This window comes from Rhizobium centroccidentale, from assembly GCF_030182565.1.
Classification (GTDB): Bacteria; Pseudomonadota; Alphaproteobacteria; order Rhizobiales; family Rhizobiaceae; genus Rhizobium.
This window is the reverse complement of the sequence record NZ_JAQJCG010000028.1, coordinates 26,042-40,573: the sequence shown is the minus strand read 5'-3', so window position 1 is coordinate 40,573 and position 14,532 is coordinate 26,042. Positions and strand designations below refer to the sequence as shown.

The 14,532-nt window shown below is 60.6% G+C and carries 12 protein-coding genes; 5 read left to right on the top strand and 7 right to left on the bottom strand.

Annotated features, from left to right (window positions below; all coding sequences use genetic code 11):
• Positions 1-25: 25 nt before the first annotated feature.
• Together PH562_RS27140 and PH562_RS27135 are read left to right on the top strand one after the other, a co-directional pair.
• Positions 26-1,159: an efflux RND transporter periplasmic adaptor subunit gene (locus tag PH562_RS27140; RefSeq protein WP_285176799.1), complete on the top strand. Its 1,134-nt coding sequence runs from the start codon at positions 26-28 to the stop codon at positions 1,157-1,159.
• Positions 1,160-1,168: 9 nt separating this feature from the next.
• Positions 1,169-4,249: an efflux RND transporter permease subunit gene (locus tag PH562_RS27135; protein ID WP_285176798.1), complete on the top strand. Its 3,081-nt coding sequence runs from the start codon at positions 1,169-1,171 to the stop codon at positions 4,247-4,249.
• A 31-nt stretch (positions 4,250-4,280) separates the two neighbouring features.
• On the opposite strand, the gene PH562_RS27130 is transcribed toward PH562_RS27135, so the two are convergent.
• Positions 4,281-5,678: a HAMP domain-containing sensor histidine kinase gene (locus PH562_RS27130; protein WP_350223788.1), complete on the bottom strand. Its 1,398-nt coding sequence runs from the start codon at positions 5,676-5,678 to the stop codon at positions 4,281-4,283.
• A 4-nt stretch (positions 5,679-5,682) separates the two neighbouring features.
• Positions 5,683-6,360 (bottom strand): winged helix-turn-helix domain-containing protein, encoded by a 678-nt coding sequence (locus tag PH562_RS27125; RefSeq protein WP_285176796.1) that lies wholly within the window; start codon positions 6,358-6,360, stop codon positions 5,683-5,685.
• A gap of 249 nt (positions 6,361-6,609) precedes the next feature.
• On the opposite strand from PH562_RS27125, the gene PH562_RS27120 reads away from it, so the two are divergent.
• The 3 genes from PH562_RS27120 to PH562_RS27110 all read left to right on the top strand — a co-directional run bounded on the left by PH562_RS27120 (position 6,610) and on the right by PH562_RS27110 (position 8,259).
• Positions 6,610-6,879 carry a hypothetical protein gene (locus PH562_RS27120; RefSeq protein ID WP_285176795.1) on the top strand — a complete coding sequence of 90 codons (270 nt, stop codon included), beginning with the start codon at positions 6,610-6,612 and terminating at the stop codon, positions 6,877-6,879.
• Between the two features lie 14 nt (positions 6,880-6,893).
• Positions 6,894-7,688: a COG4705 family protein gene (locus tag PH562_RS27115; protein ID WP_285176793.1), complete on the top strand. Its 795-nt coding sequence runs from the start codon at positions 6,894-6,896 to the stop codon at positions 7,686-7,688.
• A 310-nt stretch (positions 7,689-7,998) separates the two neighbouring features.
• Positions 7,999-8,259 (top strand): DUF1344 domain-containing protein, encoded by a 261-nt coding sequence (locus PH562_RS27110; protein ID WP_285176791.1) that lies wholly within the window; start codon positions 7,999-8,001, stop codon positions 8,257-8,259.
• A 91-nt stretch (positions 8,260-8,350) separates the two neighbouring features.
• On the opposite strand, the gene PH562_RS27105 is transcribed toward PH562_RS27110, so the two are convergent.
• The 5 genes from PH562_RS27105 to PH562_RS27085 form a co-directional block, all read right to left on the bottom strand.
• Positions 8,351-9,472: an ABC transporter substrate-binding protein gene (locus PH562_RS27105; RefSeq protein ID WP_113232223.1), complete on the bottom strand. Its 1,122-nt coding sequence runs from the start codon at positions 9,470-9,472 to the stop codon at positions 8,351-8,353.
• Entirely contained in the window at positions 9,469-10,860 is a 1,392-nt protein-coding gene (locus PH562_RS27100) for a sensor histidine kinase (RefSeq protein ID WP_285176790.1), read from the bottom strand. Before PH562_RS27100 ends, PH562_RS27105 begins: the two co-directional genes overlap by 4 nt.
• Positions 10,850-11,521 carry a response regulator transcription factor gene (locus tag PH562_RS27095; RefSeq protein WP_285176789.1) on the bottom strand — a complete coding sequence of 224 codons (672 nt, stop codon included), beginning with the start codon at positions 11,519-11,521 and terminating at the stop codon, positions 10,850-10,852. Before PH562_RS27095 ends, PH562_RS27100 begins: the two co-directional genes overlap by 11 nt.
• 103 nt (positions 11,522-11,624) lie before the next feature.
• Positions 11,625-12,686, bottom strand: coding sequence for an ABC transporter ATP-binding protein (locus tag PH562_RS27090; RefSeq protein WP_285176788.1), 1,062 nt, complete (start codon positions 12,684-12,686; stop codon positions 11,625-11,627).
• On the bottom strand, positions 12,679-14,445 hold the full coding sequence (locus PH562_RS27085; RefSeq protein WP_285176786.1) for an ABC transporter permease: 1,767 nt from the start codon (positions 14,443-14,445) through the stop codon (positions 12,679-12,681). The genes PH562_RS27090 and PH562_RS27085 overlap by 8 nt, the downstream gene beginning before the upstream one ends.
• Positions 14,446-14,532 lie beyond the last annotated feature (87 nt).

Here is a 14,532-nt window from a genome sequence, read left to right as displayed (position 1 = left end):
TTCCCGAAGAGTAGAGCTGACACTCATGATAAAACGCATGATCATCATGCTGATCGTCATAGGCCTGATCCTTGGCGGGATCTTCGGCTTCCAGGCATTCAAGAACCGCATGATTGCGGCCTACCTGGCTAATCTCAAGTCGCCACCGCAGACCGTCTCGACAATCACCGCGGCAATGAGCCCGTGGCAGACGACGCTGCAGTCGATCGGTAGCTTCAATGCCGTCGAAGGCGCCAATCTTTCGGCGCAGGTCCAGGGTATCGTCCAAAAGATCGGCTTCGAGGATGGTCAGGACGTCAAGAAGGGCGATCTCATCGTGCAGCTGCTTGCCGATCAGCAGATCGCGACGCTGGAACAATACAAGGCGACGATGGCGAATGCGCAGATCGCCTATGATCGCGATTCCAGGTTGATCAAGGCGAACACCATCGCGCAAAGCCAGGTCGATAGCGATCTGGCGACGTGGAAGGCGGCGCAGGCGCAGGTCGCGTCACAGCAGGCGTTGATCGATCAATATTCGATCCGCGCGCCCTTCGATGGCCATCTCGGCATCAGGCTGGTCAGCCTCGGTCAATATCTATCGGCGGGAACCGCCGTCGTGACCTTGCAATCGCTCGATCCGATCCAGTTCGATTTTTCGATGCCGCAACAGGCTCTGTCGCAACTGAAGGTCGGCCAAACGGTAACGGCGACGGTCGATGCCTACGGCAACCAGACTTTCGACGGCAAGATCACGGCGATCAGCCCGCTCGTCGATACACAGAGCCGCAACATCACCATTCGGGCAACCTTCCCCAACCCTGACCGCAAGCTGTTGCCCGGCATGTTCGGCAACATAACGGTGGTGGTCGGGGAGCCGAAGGATTATATCTCCCTGCCTCAGACCGCCGTCACCATCAATCCTTACGGCAATGTCGTCTATGTGGTGACCGACAAGGGCAATGGCGCGGACGGAAAGCCGCAGCTCGTCGCCAATCAGAAGTTCGTCAGCACCGGGCAGGCGCGGGGTGATCAGATCTCCGTGACCAAGGGCTTGAATGCGGGCGAAGTGGTGGTCACGTCAGGCCAGCTGAAACTCAACAACGGCTCGCCCGTCATCATCAACAACGAGGTGCAGCCGTCGAACGATCCTAATGCGAACCCGGCAAACCCCAACTGAGGTGTGGCGATGAATATCACCGATATCTTCATCAAGCGCCCCGTTCTTGCTCTCGTGGTCAGCGCGCTGATCATCGTGATCGGCTACCAGTCGTTCCGTTCGCTTACCGTGCGGCAGTATCCGCAGACCCAGAATGCCGTCGTCACGGTGACGACCACCTATCCCGGTGCGGCGCCCGACGTCATCGCTGGCTTCATCACGACACCGCTTGAAAACGCCATCGCGCAGGCCAACGGCATCGATTACATGACCTCGACGAGCACTAGCGGCACGTCGACCATTACCGTCAACCTGCGGCTCAACTATAGCGCCGATGCGGCGATGACCGAAATCAACGCCAAGGTATCCTCCGTTCTCAATCAGCTGCCTACGGGCACACAGCAGCCGATCATGACGGTTTCCATCGGCCAGTCGATCGACGCCATGTATATCGGCTTCCGAAGCGACGTTCTGGCCAGCAACCAGATCACCGATTATCTGACGCGCGTCGTCCAGCCGAAATTGCAGGCGGTCAACGGCGTTCAGACGGCCGAAATCCTCGGCGCGCGAACCTTTGCCTTGAGAGCCTGGCTGCAGCCGGATAAACTTGCCGCCTATGGCCTGTCGGCCGGCGATGTCTGGACCGCGCTTGGCGCCAACAACTACATCTCCGGCATCGGCACCACGCGCGGCCAGATGACGCAGACGGTGCTGACGGCGCAGACCGACCTGCATTCTGCGGATGAATTCAAGGAAATGGTGGTCAAGCAGATCGGCAGCACGATCGTGCGGCTGAAGGATGTCGCGACCGTTGCCCTCGGATCCCAGAATCCCGACGTCCAGATCGGTTTCGATGGGCAGGACGGCGTATTCATGGGTATCCAGATCGCCCCGACGGCCAACCTGCTCGACGTGATCGCCGGCGTGCGCGCAGTGTTTCCGAGTATTCAGGAGCAATTGCCGCAGGGGCTCGAAGGCTACATCGTCTATGATTCCAGCACCTTCGTTACCACCTCCATCGATGAGGTCGTAAAGAGCCTAGTCGAGGCTCTCGTGATCGTCATTTTCGTGGTCTTCGCCTTTCTCGGTTCGCCACGATCGGTCGCCATTCCCGTCGTCGCCATACCTCTGTCGCTGGTCGGCACTTTCGCGATGATGCTGATCTTCGGCTTCTCGATCAATCTTCTGACGCTGCTTGCCCTGGTTCTGGCGATCGGCCTCGTCGTCGACGATGCCATCATCGTGGTGGAGAACGTCAACCGTCACATCGAAGAGGGATCGACGCCCATGCGGGCCGCGCTCGATGCGGCGCATGAACTGGTGGGGCCGATCCTGGCCATGACGGTGGTGCTGATCGCCGTTTACGTGCCGATCGGTTTCCAGGGCGGCTTGACGGGCGCATTGTTCACGGAGTTCGCCTTCACGCTGGTCGGCGCCGTTACCGTGTCCATGATCATCGCGCTGACGCTGACGCCAATGATGTGCTCGCGCATCCTGAAGCCGCACCTGACCGATCGCAGCGGCTGGGAAGAGCGTATCTCCGACTTCATCGACCGCCGCTTTTCGGAAATCCATCGACCCTATGTGCGCATGCTGCACGGCAGCCTGAACACCGTGCCGGTGGCGTTGGTCTTTGCCGTGATCGTGCTCGGCAGCATCTATTTCCTCTATACCAGCGCCAAGACCGAGCTGGCTCCCAACGAAGACCAGGGCTTCCTGGCCGCCCAGGTGACGAACCCTCCCAATGCAACGCTTCAACAGAAGCTGCTCAATTCCAACCAGGTCACCAAGATCTTCCGCAGTTTCCCCGAAACCGACAAGACCCTGCAGGTCGAGGTGCCGGGCACGTCCTTCGAGGGCATGGTGCTGAAGCCCTGGGACCAGCGCACTAGAACGGCGGACCAGCTGCAGCCACTGGTGCAGGCAGATCTGGCAAAGATCGCCGGCGGACAGTCCGTGGTCTTCCAGATACCACCGCTGCCCGGCGCCAGCGGTCTGCCCGTGCAATTCGCCATCGGCAGCACCAGCGGCTTCGAACAGCTCAACGAGGTTTCCACCGCCTTCCTGCAGGAAGCACAGAAGTCAGGCGAGTTCATCTTCCTGACGAAGGATCTTTACGTCGATAATCCGCAATATTCGATCCAGATCGACCGCAGCAAGGCTTCGGCTCTCGGCCTGTCCATGAACAATGTCGGTTCGGCGCTCGCTTCCATGCTGGGCGGCGGCTATGTCAACTATTTCAGTATCGACAACCGCTCCTATCAGGTCATTCCGCAGGTGGAGCAGCGGTCGCGCCAGACCATCGACCAGATCATGAACTATCCGATCGCAAACGTGAACGGCAACAAGATCCCGCTTTCGGCGATCGCGACGGCGAAACTCCAGGCGACGCCACGCTCGGTTGCGCACTTCCAGCAATTGAATTCGGCCACCATCTCCGGCGTGCCGGCACCGGGCGTGGCGGTCGGCGATGCGCTGAATACGCTGAAGTCGATTGCAGCGCGGACATTGCCGCAGGGCTACTCAGTCGACTACGGCGGGCAGTCGCGTCAATACGTGCAGGAATCGAGCGGCATGGCGACCACTTTCGCGCTCGCCCTGATCATCGTGTTCCTGGCGCTTTCGGCGCAGTTCAACAGCTTCCGAGACCCGTTCATCATCCTCGTGTCCGTGCCGATGTCGATCGCAGGCGCGCTCGCCTTCATCAGCCTCGGCATCGGCGGCGCGTCGATGAACATCTATACGCAGGTGGGATTGGTGACGCTGATGGGGCTGATCAGCAAGCACGGCATTCTGATCGTCGAGGTGGCGAACACGCTGCAGGCCGAAGGAAAGACCAAGCGCGAAGCGATCGAAGGCGCTTGCGCCATCCGCTTGCGGCCGATCCTGATGACGACGGGCGCCATGGTTCTCGGCGTCGCGCCGCTGATCCTGGCGACCGGAGCAGGGGCTGTCGCCCGCTTCAACATGGGCCTGGTGATTGCCGCCGGTCTCGCCATTGGAACGCTGTTCACGCTCTTCGTCGTGCCCGCTGTCTATATGCTGCTCGCAGCCGATCATCACAAGAAGGATGCGCCCGAAACAGAAGCAGAGCCGGCTCCCGCGCACTGAGTGCGCCGGCCGGCGGGCCGCGGGGTTACAATCAAACCCGATCGGGTTCATTGGGAGTTCGTGTCGCCTCTGGTATCTCTTGCGTGAGCGCTACTCTCGGAAAGTGCAGGCAGGCGCGCAAGCCCGGCTTGTTGTCTTCCAGCATGGCGGATGCACCATGGAGATCGGCGATTGCCTTTACGAGACTGAGTCCCAGTCCATTGCCCGGCGTTGTGCGGCTTTTATCCAGGCGGTAAAGGCGCCTGAACACCAGCTCACGTTCTTCCTCGGGAATGCCGCTGCCGTTATCTGCTACGCATGCGCGATAATGTTGTTCTTCAGGCATCAGCGATAGGGTAATGATCGTGCCGGCCGGGCAGTGCGTGATTGCGTTTTCGATGAGATTGACGAAGAGCTGCGTGAGCAATTCCCGATCGCCATTTATCGTGTAGGAGCCCGCCGCCGATGGCTCCAATGAAAGGCTTTGCCCGTTATCTTCGGCGACATCAGCGTAGATTTCAGCGACCGCCGTCATGACGGCTTGGAGATCGACCGATTTGAAACGTGTCTTTCGGGCGCCTGCCTCGATCTGCGAGATGCGTAGCAGGGCTTCGAAGGTTGCGTTGATCCTGGCCGTCTCATCACTGGCGTCAAGAAGCAGGTCTTCTACATTTTCAGACCGCTCCAGACGCTGCAGCGCTCGTTCGATGGTCAATCCGAGCCGATTGAGGGGTGTCTTCAGATCGTGTGCTATATCCGTGCTGACCTGCCGCATGCCTTCGACGAGCGCGGAAAGCCGGGCAAGGGCCTGGTTCATATGCGTGGAAACGACGTCGATATCGTCGCCATTGCCGCGGATCGGAATTCGCCGTGCCAGATTCCCCGCGGAGACGTCGATCAGAGTTCGCTCGATCGCTTCCAGTCGGCGCTGGGTGCGCGTCGCAAGCACGGTTCCGCCCAGGACGATTGCCCCGACGATGATGACCGAGGCCCAGGCGAAGCTCATCAAAGCAATCTGCTCGATCCGATCGGTTTCACGGTAGCTCTGGCCGACGATCAGGCTGTTGCCGCCGACATTGCCGGCGACGAGACGTACCGGATCGTCGTCACCAAGTCCGAACAGCGCTGCGGGAACGGTCGAAAGTCCGGGTTTGACAGTCGCGGCACGAACATTTCCGGCGAGCCTTGCTCCCTTGTCGTCGAGCAAAAGGAAAACCTGGTCTTCCGGGCGCTTGAGGATCGAATAGGTATCGACCGCCGCGATGAGGTCCTCCAGGTCGTTCGAGGAATAGGTCGAGGCTACGACCGAATATGTGTCCTTGATGGATACGTCGAGCGACCTCGCCAGTTCACGCGTCATCAGGCCGTAGGCGACAAAGCCGGCGATGAGAAAGGCGACGATGAAGAAGAGCCCGAAGGATATCGCCAGCCTGAACGGCGTGCTGCGCAACAACCTATCGCGGTGCATGTAGGCAATAGCCGGTGTTGCGGACCGTGTGGAGGAGGGGAACATCGAACGGCTTGTCGATCTTTGCTCGCAGCCGGCTGATATGGGTCTCCACCACGCTCGTCTTCGGATCGAAGTGAAAATCCCATACGCTTTCCAAAAGCATCGTGCGTGTCAGTACGCGGCCTTCGCCCCGCATGAGCGCCTCCAGCAAGGTGAACTCCCGCGGTTGCAGATCGATGGCAATTCCGCGCCTATGTACCTGGCGCTTCACCACATCGAGCTCGAGATCGGCGATCTTGAGTACCGTCTTCCGATCCTGGACCGGCGGCCGGCGCGCCAGGGCGTTGACGCGCGCCAGAAGCTCGGAGAAGGCAAATGGCTTGGTCAGATAGTCGTCTCCGCCGGCTTCAAGCCCTTCGACTCTGTCGTCGACGCCGCTGACCGAAGTCAGGAACATTGCCGGCGTCTTGATCTTTGCCGCTCTTGCAGCCTTCACCAGGGAAAGGCCATCAAGCCCCGGAATCATCCGGTCGACAACCAGCACGTCATATTGCTCCCTGGTGACTTGAAAGAGCGCATCGGTCCCGTCTCTAAGGACGTCACAGATATGGCCGGCTTCGCTGAGCCCGCGCGCGATGTATTCGGCGGTCTTTAGATCATCTTCCACCACTAGGATCTTCATGCCAATCCAGGCTCCGTCAATTCACCACGACTGCCTAGATGCCTCAAGAAGGTGTCTGCAACCTGAACGGCTTCTTACAAATGCGTAAGGATGAGCGGTTGGCAGCGTCGGCATTTCTTACGAAACGGTATTGTTCGGGCAAAGGCCGCGTAAAGGCGGCCGCATAGAACATGGAGGCGTTGGTTGCATGTTCGATGCGGCCGACGACCAACCCAAGCGGCAGTCCGGCCGCCTATCGGAGCCCCTCCCATGACCAAGCGTAACGTGATCCGCCTCTTGAACGCCGCCGTTTTCTCCTGTCTGGTCGCACTTCCCGTTGCCAGCCACGCCGCCGCCGCCCGCCCATGCGAGGACGCGCTCAAGGAGATGCGCACGGCGAAAGCATCCGCAAAATTGACGTCCGATGCCAAGTCGAAGGTCGATGCGCTGGAGGCGAAAGCCGTCGAGCGCTGCAATGCAGACGACGACAAGCGCGCCGATGCCTTTCTCCAAGAGGCAATGACGCTGATGGGCAAGTAAAACGGGGGTATGTCATGAACTCGCTGTCATATGCCATAGGAAGCAATGTCCTCAATCGGGTTCCGCGGGTCACCGGAGACTTCTGGTTGATCAAGCTGCTCGCCGTCACGATGGGAGAAACGGCCGCCGACTATCTTGCCGTCAACATGGGCCTCGGGCTGGTCGCCACATCCGCGATCATGACGGCGGTGCTCATCGGTGCGCTTACCCTGCAGTTTCTGCAGCGGCGCTACGTGCCATGGGCCTATTGGACCGCCGTCGTGATGATCAGCGTTGTCGGAACGCTTTTGACCGATAACCTGACCGACAATCTGGGGGTACCTCTTCAGGTGTCGACCATCGGCTTCACCATTGCGCTCGCGCTCACCTTCTTCATCTGGTGGAAGAAAGAAGGCACGCTGTCCATTCACTCGATCTTCACGGCAAGACGCGAGGGGTTCTACTGGCTCGCGATCCTCTTCACCTTCGCATTGGGCACGGCGGTCGGCGATCTGATCGCGGAAGTCTTTGGCCTGGGATATGTCATGACCGGGTTGATCTTCCTCGGCATCATTGCCGTCATAGCGATCGGCCATTTCAACTTCGGTATGAACGCTATTCTGGCTTTCTGGCTGGCTTATATCTTCACGCGGCCGCTCGGTGCGTCTTTCGGAGACCTTCTTTCCCAGCCGCTGGAATATGGCGGCCTGGGATTCGGAACGATCTATACGAGCGCCTTGTTTCTGGGGGCAATCATACTGACCGTCATGTATATGACGGCCACTTACGAGCCCGAAACCGCGTCGGACGCCGAACAGGATCGTTTCTAGAACGGAGTTCGTGAGGCACACCGTCGAAGGAGGCCGCTCGTATCTTCGCTGCGGCAAACGGCTTCAGGCAGGAAAACCTTTTGACGTTCCCCGGCTCCATTTGCCAGCGGATCGCCGGAGGTTTCCTGCCTGAAATTGCGCTGTTCGGGCAAACTTTGCCAGACGATGACCAAAATCTCTGCCGATGTCCAATTTGTAAGAATCCGGCAAAGTGCAGGGAAAGATCTCTGCTTAGCTTTCCAAGCGGCCGGCGGTGTCGGCCAATGGCCAATCAGGCCCCAAACACGTTTGCAAATCAAAGGAGTGAATTATGCTGAAGAGATATTTGGCGATCGGCGTTCTTGCAACCTCGACCCTGGCGGCGGGTATCGCGCTTGCCCGTGATGAGACCGGAACCATCACCAATATCGATGCGAAGGCGGACCAGATCACGCTGTCCTCGGGAACAACGGTAAACTTGCCGGAAAATATCGAAGTCGAATCTTTCAAGGTCGGCGAACGGGTTGCTGTCCATTACAGTGTCCAGAAGTCCGGCGCGGCGCTCGCATCGAAAGTGAGCCCGGTGAAATAGTATGGCTCACCAGGGCCGTTGCCTCCCGGCATGGCCTCGACGGGACCGGGCGACATTCGCCCGGTCCCGGTCGCGCAAGTCGATCTGCTCCTTATGGTTTTCCAGTGCCGGGTGGTGGCGATCCGGGATTGCTCAGCATCGAGTGGCTCCAATCATCTATGAAGCGACGCCGTTGCGCCTCGTCCTGGGCGGCAAGCAATGCGGGGCCGATGCGGATCGGCTGAACGAAGCTCAGTTCACCGAGGGTCGACGGCCCGTCGACCCCTTCGGGAATATTGCCTTTCTCGGCAAAGAAAAAGGCCTTACGCCGTGCCAGGTCCTGGCCGCGTTTGGAGAGTAGATAATCGAGAAAGCGGCGGGCAAGGTCCGGCCGCCGCGCTGTTTTCGGTATCAGCACGCCACGGCTCAGGATCAGCGCGTAGTCGCGCGGAATGACAACCCTCAGATCGGGATTGGCCTGAGCAGCGGCATAGGAGTAGGACCCGATCATGTTGTAGGCGAGATAGATCCTTCCGCTGGCGATCTCCTGCAGGATGGTCCCGGTGCAACAGCTGACCTTCACATCGGCACGGCTCATGCTTTCGAGAAGACGGCCATAGGTCGCGGTCGCCTGACGGGCATCGCTGAAGGCGAGGAGATAGCCGACGCCTGACGTCCTGATGTCGAAGGTACCCACTCGCCCCTCGTAATAGTCGAGCCTGCGCCGCAGCAGATCGGCAAGCTCGGCGCGGGTGCGCGGTACGTCGCTCGATGGTACGTAGCGCGCGTTGTAGACGAAGACCGCCGGTTCGAAGGTGAAGCCGAAGACCTCGTCGCGCCAATTGGCCCATTTAGGCACCTGGGCGGTTTCCGATGAACTATAGGCCGACGCACAGCCATTATTGGCCAGGCTGACCAGCTGATCGAGCGATGAGGAAAGCCAAAGGTCGCCAAGCGACGTGTTCTGCTCGCAGGCAGCGCTTGCCTTCCGATGCAGCTCATTCGTGACATAGTCGGAATAGTCGATCGTAATATCCGGCGATATCTCCTGAAAATCCCGGATCAACGGCTCCATGGCCTGGAGATCGGCAGCGCCATGGATCGACAGGCGGGCCGTCTCGCCATTAACAGCTGGGAAGAGCTTTGTCGTGCCCTCGACAGCTGTTGCCAGGGTCGGCGTAAAGACGAAGGCCGCAAAGCTCAGCCAGGAGGCGAAGAGGAGCCGCGGTTTCATTTTCCCTCCCTATGAATGCGCGGAAGAGCAAGAATGACGGTGAAGCCATGCGCATCCTCGTCCTTGGCGCGAAACTGCAGTGCACCACCATGCGCGGCCGCGACTTCCGAGGCGATGGCAAAGCCAAGCCCCGCACTTCCTTCGCCGGCTTTCGATGTCTGAAAGCGCTGAGTGACATGCGGCCACTCTTCGGAGGGAATGCCAGGACCATCATCCTCGACTTCGACGTTGGCAAGTGGGCCTGCATCGCGCACGCGTACCTCCAGCCTGGAAAGGGTTCCATGGCGAAGCGCATTGTCGATGACGTTGACGATCGCCTCCCGCAGGCTGACTGGATCGCCGAGAACCACAAGCTCGACATCGGCCTCTTCGAAGGAGACGACGATATCGGGGTCGACCGTGATCGGCACGGCCACGCGGAAGGCACGCCTGGCGATTTCATTGAGATCGACGGGTTCGAGCTGCACGGATTCGGCGCGGTGGATGACCATGGCATGGCTGAGGAGCTGGTTGGTCAATCTCGCCAGCTCGTCGGCGCGTTGCTGGACGCGTCCGAGATGCTGCCTGTCCGCCTCGTCCAGCTTGTCGTTGTTCAAGAGGTCGAGCTGCGCTGTCAGTGCCGTCAGCGGTGTCCGTATCTGGTGAGCCGCATCCGCGATGAAACGCTGCAGCAGCACGACGCGTTCGTTGAGGCGACCCATGAAATGATTTATAGAGCCGACGAAGGGGCGAAGCTCACGCGGCACGGATACGGAAAGAGGCGTGAGATCCTGCGGATCGCGACGGCGAAGAGCTCCGCCCAGCTGGTTGACGGGTCGCAGCGCCTGGCGGATGGAGAGGATCATCACCACCAGCGCCAGGAAACACATGATGACGATGGTGATTGCGGCGCCGAGCGTCAGTTCATGCGTCAGCGCCCGGCGCGCTTCGACGGTCTGGGCGAGGATAACATGCGCCCAGCCCGAGGCCGCCGGGTCGGAGAGGGCTCGCCCGACGACCGCGATCCGCACGGCTTCACCCTTGTAGAGGCCGGAACTCAGGACCGGCTCGCGGCGAACCGTGCCGAGATCGACGTCGGTTTCCAGATCGCGATGACCGGTGAGTGTCTTGCCGGAGGGGTCGAGGATGCGATAGAAGATGCGGTCGCGGTCGGCGAGTCCCAGCATTTCGAATGCGGAAGCCCTCAGATCGATGATCAGCGCGCCTTCCTGAACCGCCAGACCATCGGCGATCTGCAATGCTGCACCGACCAGAACCCGATCATAGGCATCATCGGCCGCGGTGCGTGCCGAATACCAGCTCGCGGTTATGAGTATTCCGGCGCCGGCAGTCAGAAGAACCGACATGACGACCGCCAGGCGGGCAAAAAGCGAGCGATCAAGTGTCATCGGAGACCAGCTGATAGCCGATGCCGTGAAGCGTGACGATGCGCGCCTTCGCCCCTTCCAGCTTCTTGCGCAGTCGCCCGACATAGAGCTCGATCGCGTTGGCGCTGACCGCTTCGTCGAAGCCGTAAAGCTGGTCGAGCAGCTCCTGCTTGCTGAAGACGCGCCCGGGCCGGGAAGCAAAGATTTCCAGTAGCGTCATCTCCCTGCGCTTCAGCTGCACCTCACGCTTGCCGACTTTGACCGAGCGGCTGGTGCGATCGAGCACGATGTCGCCACAGGTGACGAAGTTGGTGGCGTCCCCACTGCGCCTACGTAACAGCACCCGGGCGCGGGCTTCAAGCTCGCGAAAGTCGAAGGGTTTGACGAGATAGTCGTCGGCGCCGAGATCGAGGGCACCGACGCGATCGTCGACCTCGGAGCGTGCCGTCAGCATCAGGACCGGCGTCGTCACCCGGGCGCGCCGCAGCCCTTTGAGGATTTCGAAGCCGTTAAGACCGGGCAGCATCACGTCGAGGATGACGAGATCGTAGTCGGTGAAGGCAAGGATCTCGGCCGCGACGCCGCCATCCGTCTGCCAATCGACGGTGTGGCCGGTCGCCTGGAAGCGCCGGCAGATGGCTTCGCCGACATCCTGCGTATCCTCAACGAGCAGAATGCGCATGGCGCCCGCCTGGCCCGATCCTCATGAATTGCAGATGCAAAGTTCCTCCCTTTCCGGCGCGGTCCGGTTCTTCATGCAAGCTCCGAACCGCTCTCCTATTGCTTTAGGCCGCTTCCGGGTACAGCCAAACGCTCTCGCGCGGTATCTCGGCCCAAACCGTGCCCGCCGCCATCAGCTTCGGACCGAAGGCCTTGGCCTTGAATTCGCCGTAGGACAGGCGGTACTCCCAGCGGTCGCCGAGAAACAAGCATGCCTCCAGCTGCATCTCGATGCGGCCTGGTGCCGGCTGGTCGAAAACGGCCACCTGCTCGACGCGGATGACGGCCTTGCCTTCGCTTTCCGCCCCATCCCCCATCATCACGCCATCGAGCTGCCAGTTGCTACCATGGATGCTGGCGATAGCGCCATCGCGTTTGATGCGCCCGGAGGCAACGTTGTTCGCACCGAGAAAATCGGCAACGTAGAAGCTGGAGGGCTTCGAATAAATATCCTGCGGCGGACCTTCCTGCGCCACCTTTCCGTTGCGCAGCAGCAGGATATTGTCGGAGGCTGCGAGCGCCTCGGCCTGGTCATGGGTGACGAGAACGCCGCAAATGCCGAGATCGAGAACGAGCTTGCGGATCCAGTAGCGGGCCTCTTCGCGCAGTTTCGCATCCAGATTGGACAGCGGCTCGTCCATGAGCAGGATCTTCGGCTCATAGACAAGGGCGCGGCAAATCGCGACGCGTTGCTGCTGACCGCCGGATAACTGATCCGGATAGCGCTCGGCGAGGTGGCCGAGACCTATCTTGCCGAGCGTGTCGAGAACGCGCTTTTCGGCATCCGCCTTGTTGACGCCTCTGAGCTTCAGGCCATAGGCGACATTTTCCGCGACGGAACGATGCGGCCACAGCGCATAGGATTGGAAGACCAGCCCGATATTGCGGTTTTCCGGCGCCATGGTCAGCCGTTTGTCGCCATCGAAAACAACCGATCCCGCGATCTTGATCTGTCCGACCTCGGGTTGTTCGAGACCGGCAATGCAGCGCAGCAGGGTCGTCTTGCCGCTGCCTGAGGCTCCGAGCAGCGAGACGATCGAGCCGCGATTGGCGGTAAAGGAGGCGCCCTGGAGAATATGGAGGCCGCCGAGATATTTATGGACGTTTTGAACGATGAGATCAGTCATGGATCTTGGCTCCGAGACGAAGGGCAAGGGCAAGGCCGCTGCCGGTAAGAAGGATGCTGACAAAGGCGAGGGCTGCGATCGTATCCATGGCGCCGGACTGGAGTTGCGCCATCATGAGGGAGCCGATGACCTCGGTGCCGGCGCTCATCAGATAGATACCGGTGGCGTAATCGCGCAGGAACACGATCATGATCAGCGCCCAGGCGCCGACAAGGCCTGGCCGGATGATCGGGATGACGATGTCGCGCCAGCTCCGGCCGATGGTCGCGCCCGTGGTGCGCGCGGCCTCTTCCAGCTCGGGGCTGACCTGGATCAGCGTACCCTGCAGCAGGCGCAGGCCATAGGAAAGGCCGACGATCACATAGGCGGCGAACAGGCTGATCAGCGTCGTTCTGAGCGGAATGAGGAAGGGCACGAACAGGAACAGCCAGAAGAAGGCAAGGCCGATGATGAGGCTCGGCATGGCGCGGGGCAATAGCACCATATAGTCGAGCACGGTGTTCGAGAGGCCCCTGTGGCGGTGCCCGGCAAGCCCGATCAGGAGATAGATCGCGACCGCCGCCGCGCCACCCACGACGGAAAGGATGACCGTGTTGATGATGCCGCGAAACAGCGTCGGTACTTCCAGGAGCGTGGCGAAATGCGCGACGGTCAGATGCGCCAGCGGATTGACGCCCTGGCCCCAGGCATCGACGAAGGCGCGAAGCACAATGCCGCCGATCGGCAGCAGCACCGAGACGAATAGCCAGAAGCCGATGAAGGAGAGCGCGATGATCTGGCCCGTCGGTCCGAGACGCATCACGGTCGTTCGCGGCCCCTTGCCCCCGAGCGCGGCATAGCGGCGGCTGTGGCGCAGCAGGCGGCGCTGATACCAGACGAGCGGCAGCGTTAACAGCACGAGCAGGACAACGACGACGGCCATCAGCTGATAGGTCGGCACGCCGAACAGCGTCGTGAGCTTGTAGACATAGGTCGTCAGCACGATGATGCCGCTCGGGTCGCCGAGCACATAGGGGACACCGAACATCTCGAAGCCGATCAGCAGGTTGAGGGCAGTCGCAAAGACAAGTGCCGGGAGGACCATCGGCAATGTCACGTCCAGGCAGACCCGCCAGATCGGCGAGCCCATCGACCGTGCCGCCTCTTCCAGATCGGACGGCAGGTTGCGCATGGCGGCTGAGACATAGAGATAGACATGCGGCACATGGGCAAGCCCGGTAACGATGACGATCCCGGTCAGCGAATAGAGGCTCCAAGGTGCTGCCCCGAAGAGATCGCGCGACAGCATGGTGAGGAAGCCCGCCGGGCCGACGGCGACCGTATAGCCGAAGGCAAGCACGATGGCCGAGATGAACATCGGCACGAGGACAACGACTTCGAGCGCCTTGCGGAACTTGACGTCCGTTCTGGTGAGAAGGAAGGCGAGGGCGGCGCCGAGCGGCACCGCGATCGCTACCATGCCCACCGCCATGATGACCGTATTCCAGAGCGCGTCGTAGAACATTTCGTCGGTCAGGATATAGCGATAGGCCTCGATGGAGAGCTTGCTTTTCGGTGCGAAGAATGGTCCGTCGAGCAGGCTCTGGTAGATGATGAGCGCGATCGGCGCCAATACGACAACGGCAAGCAGACCGATGACGATGCGCCTGAAGCCGGGGGCATTGGCCGGCTGCGGGATCGGGGTGAATGTTGGGCTCGCGTGAGCCGCTGGTCGCCCGGCGTGAGACAGGGTCGATACTGGCGTCGACGGTGCCGACATCGGCGCTCCTCCTTCTCGATGATTGCTGTTTGCGAGCATTCCCGCTTCCGCTCGGCCGCGGGAATGCTCTCAGGTGATTAGGCGCCG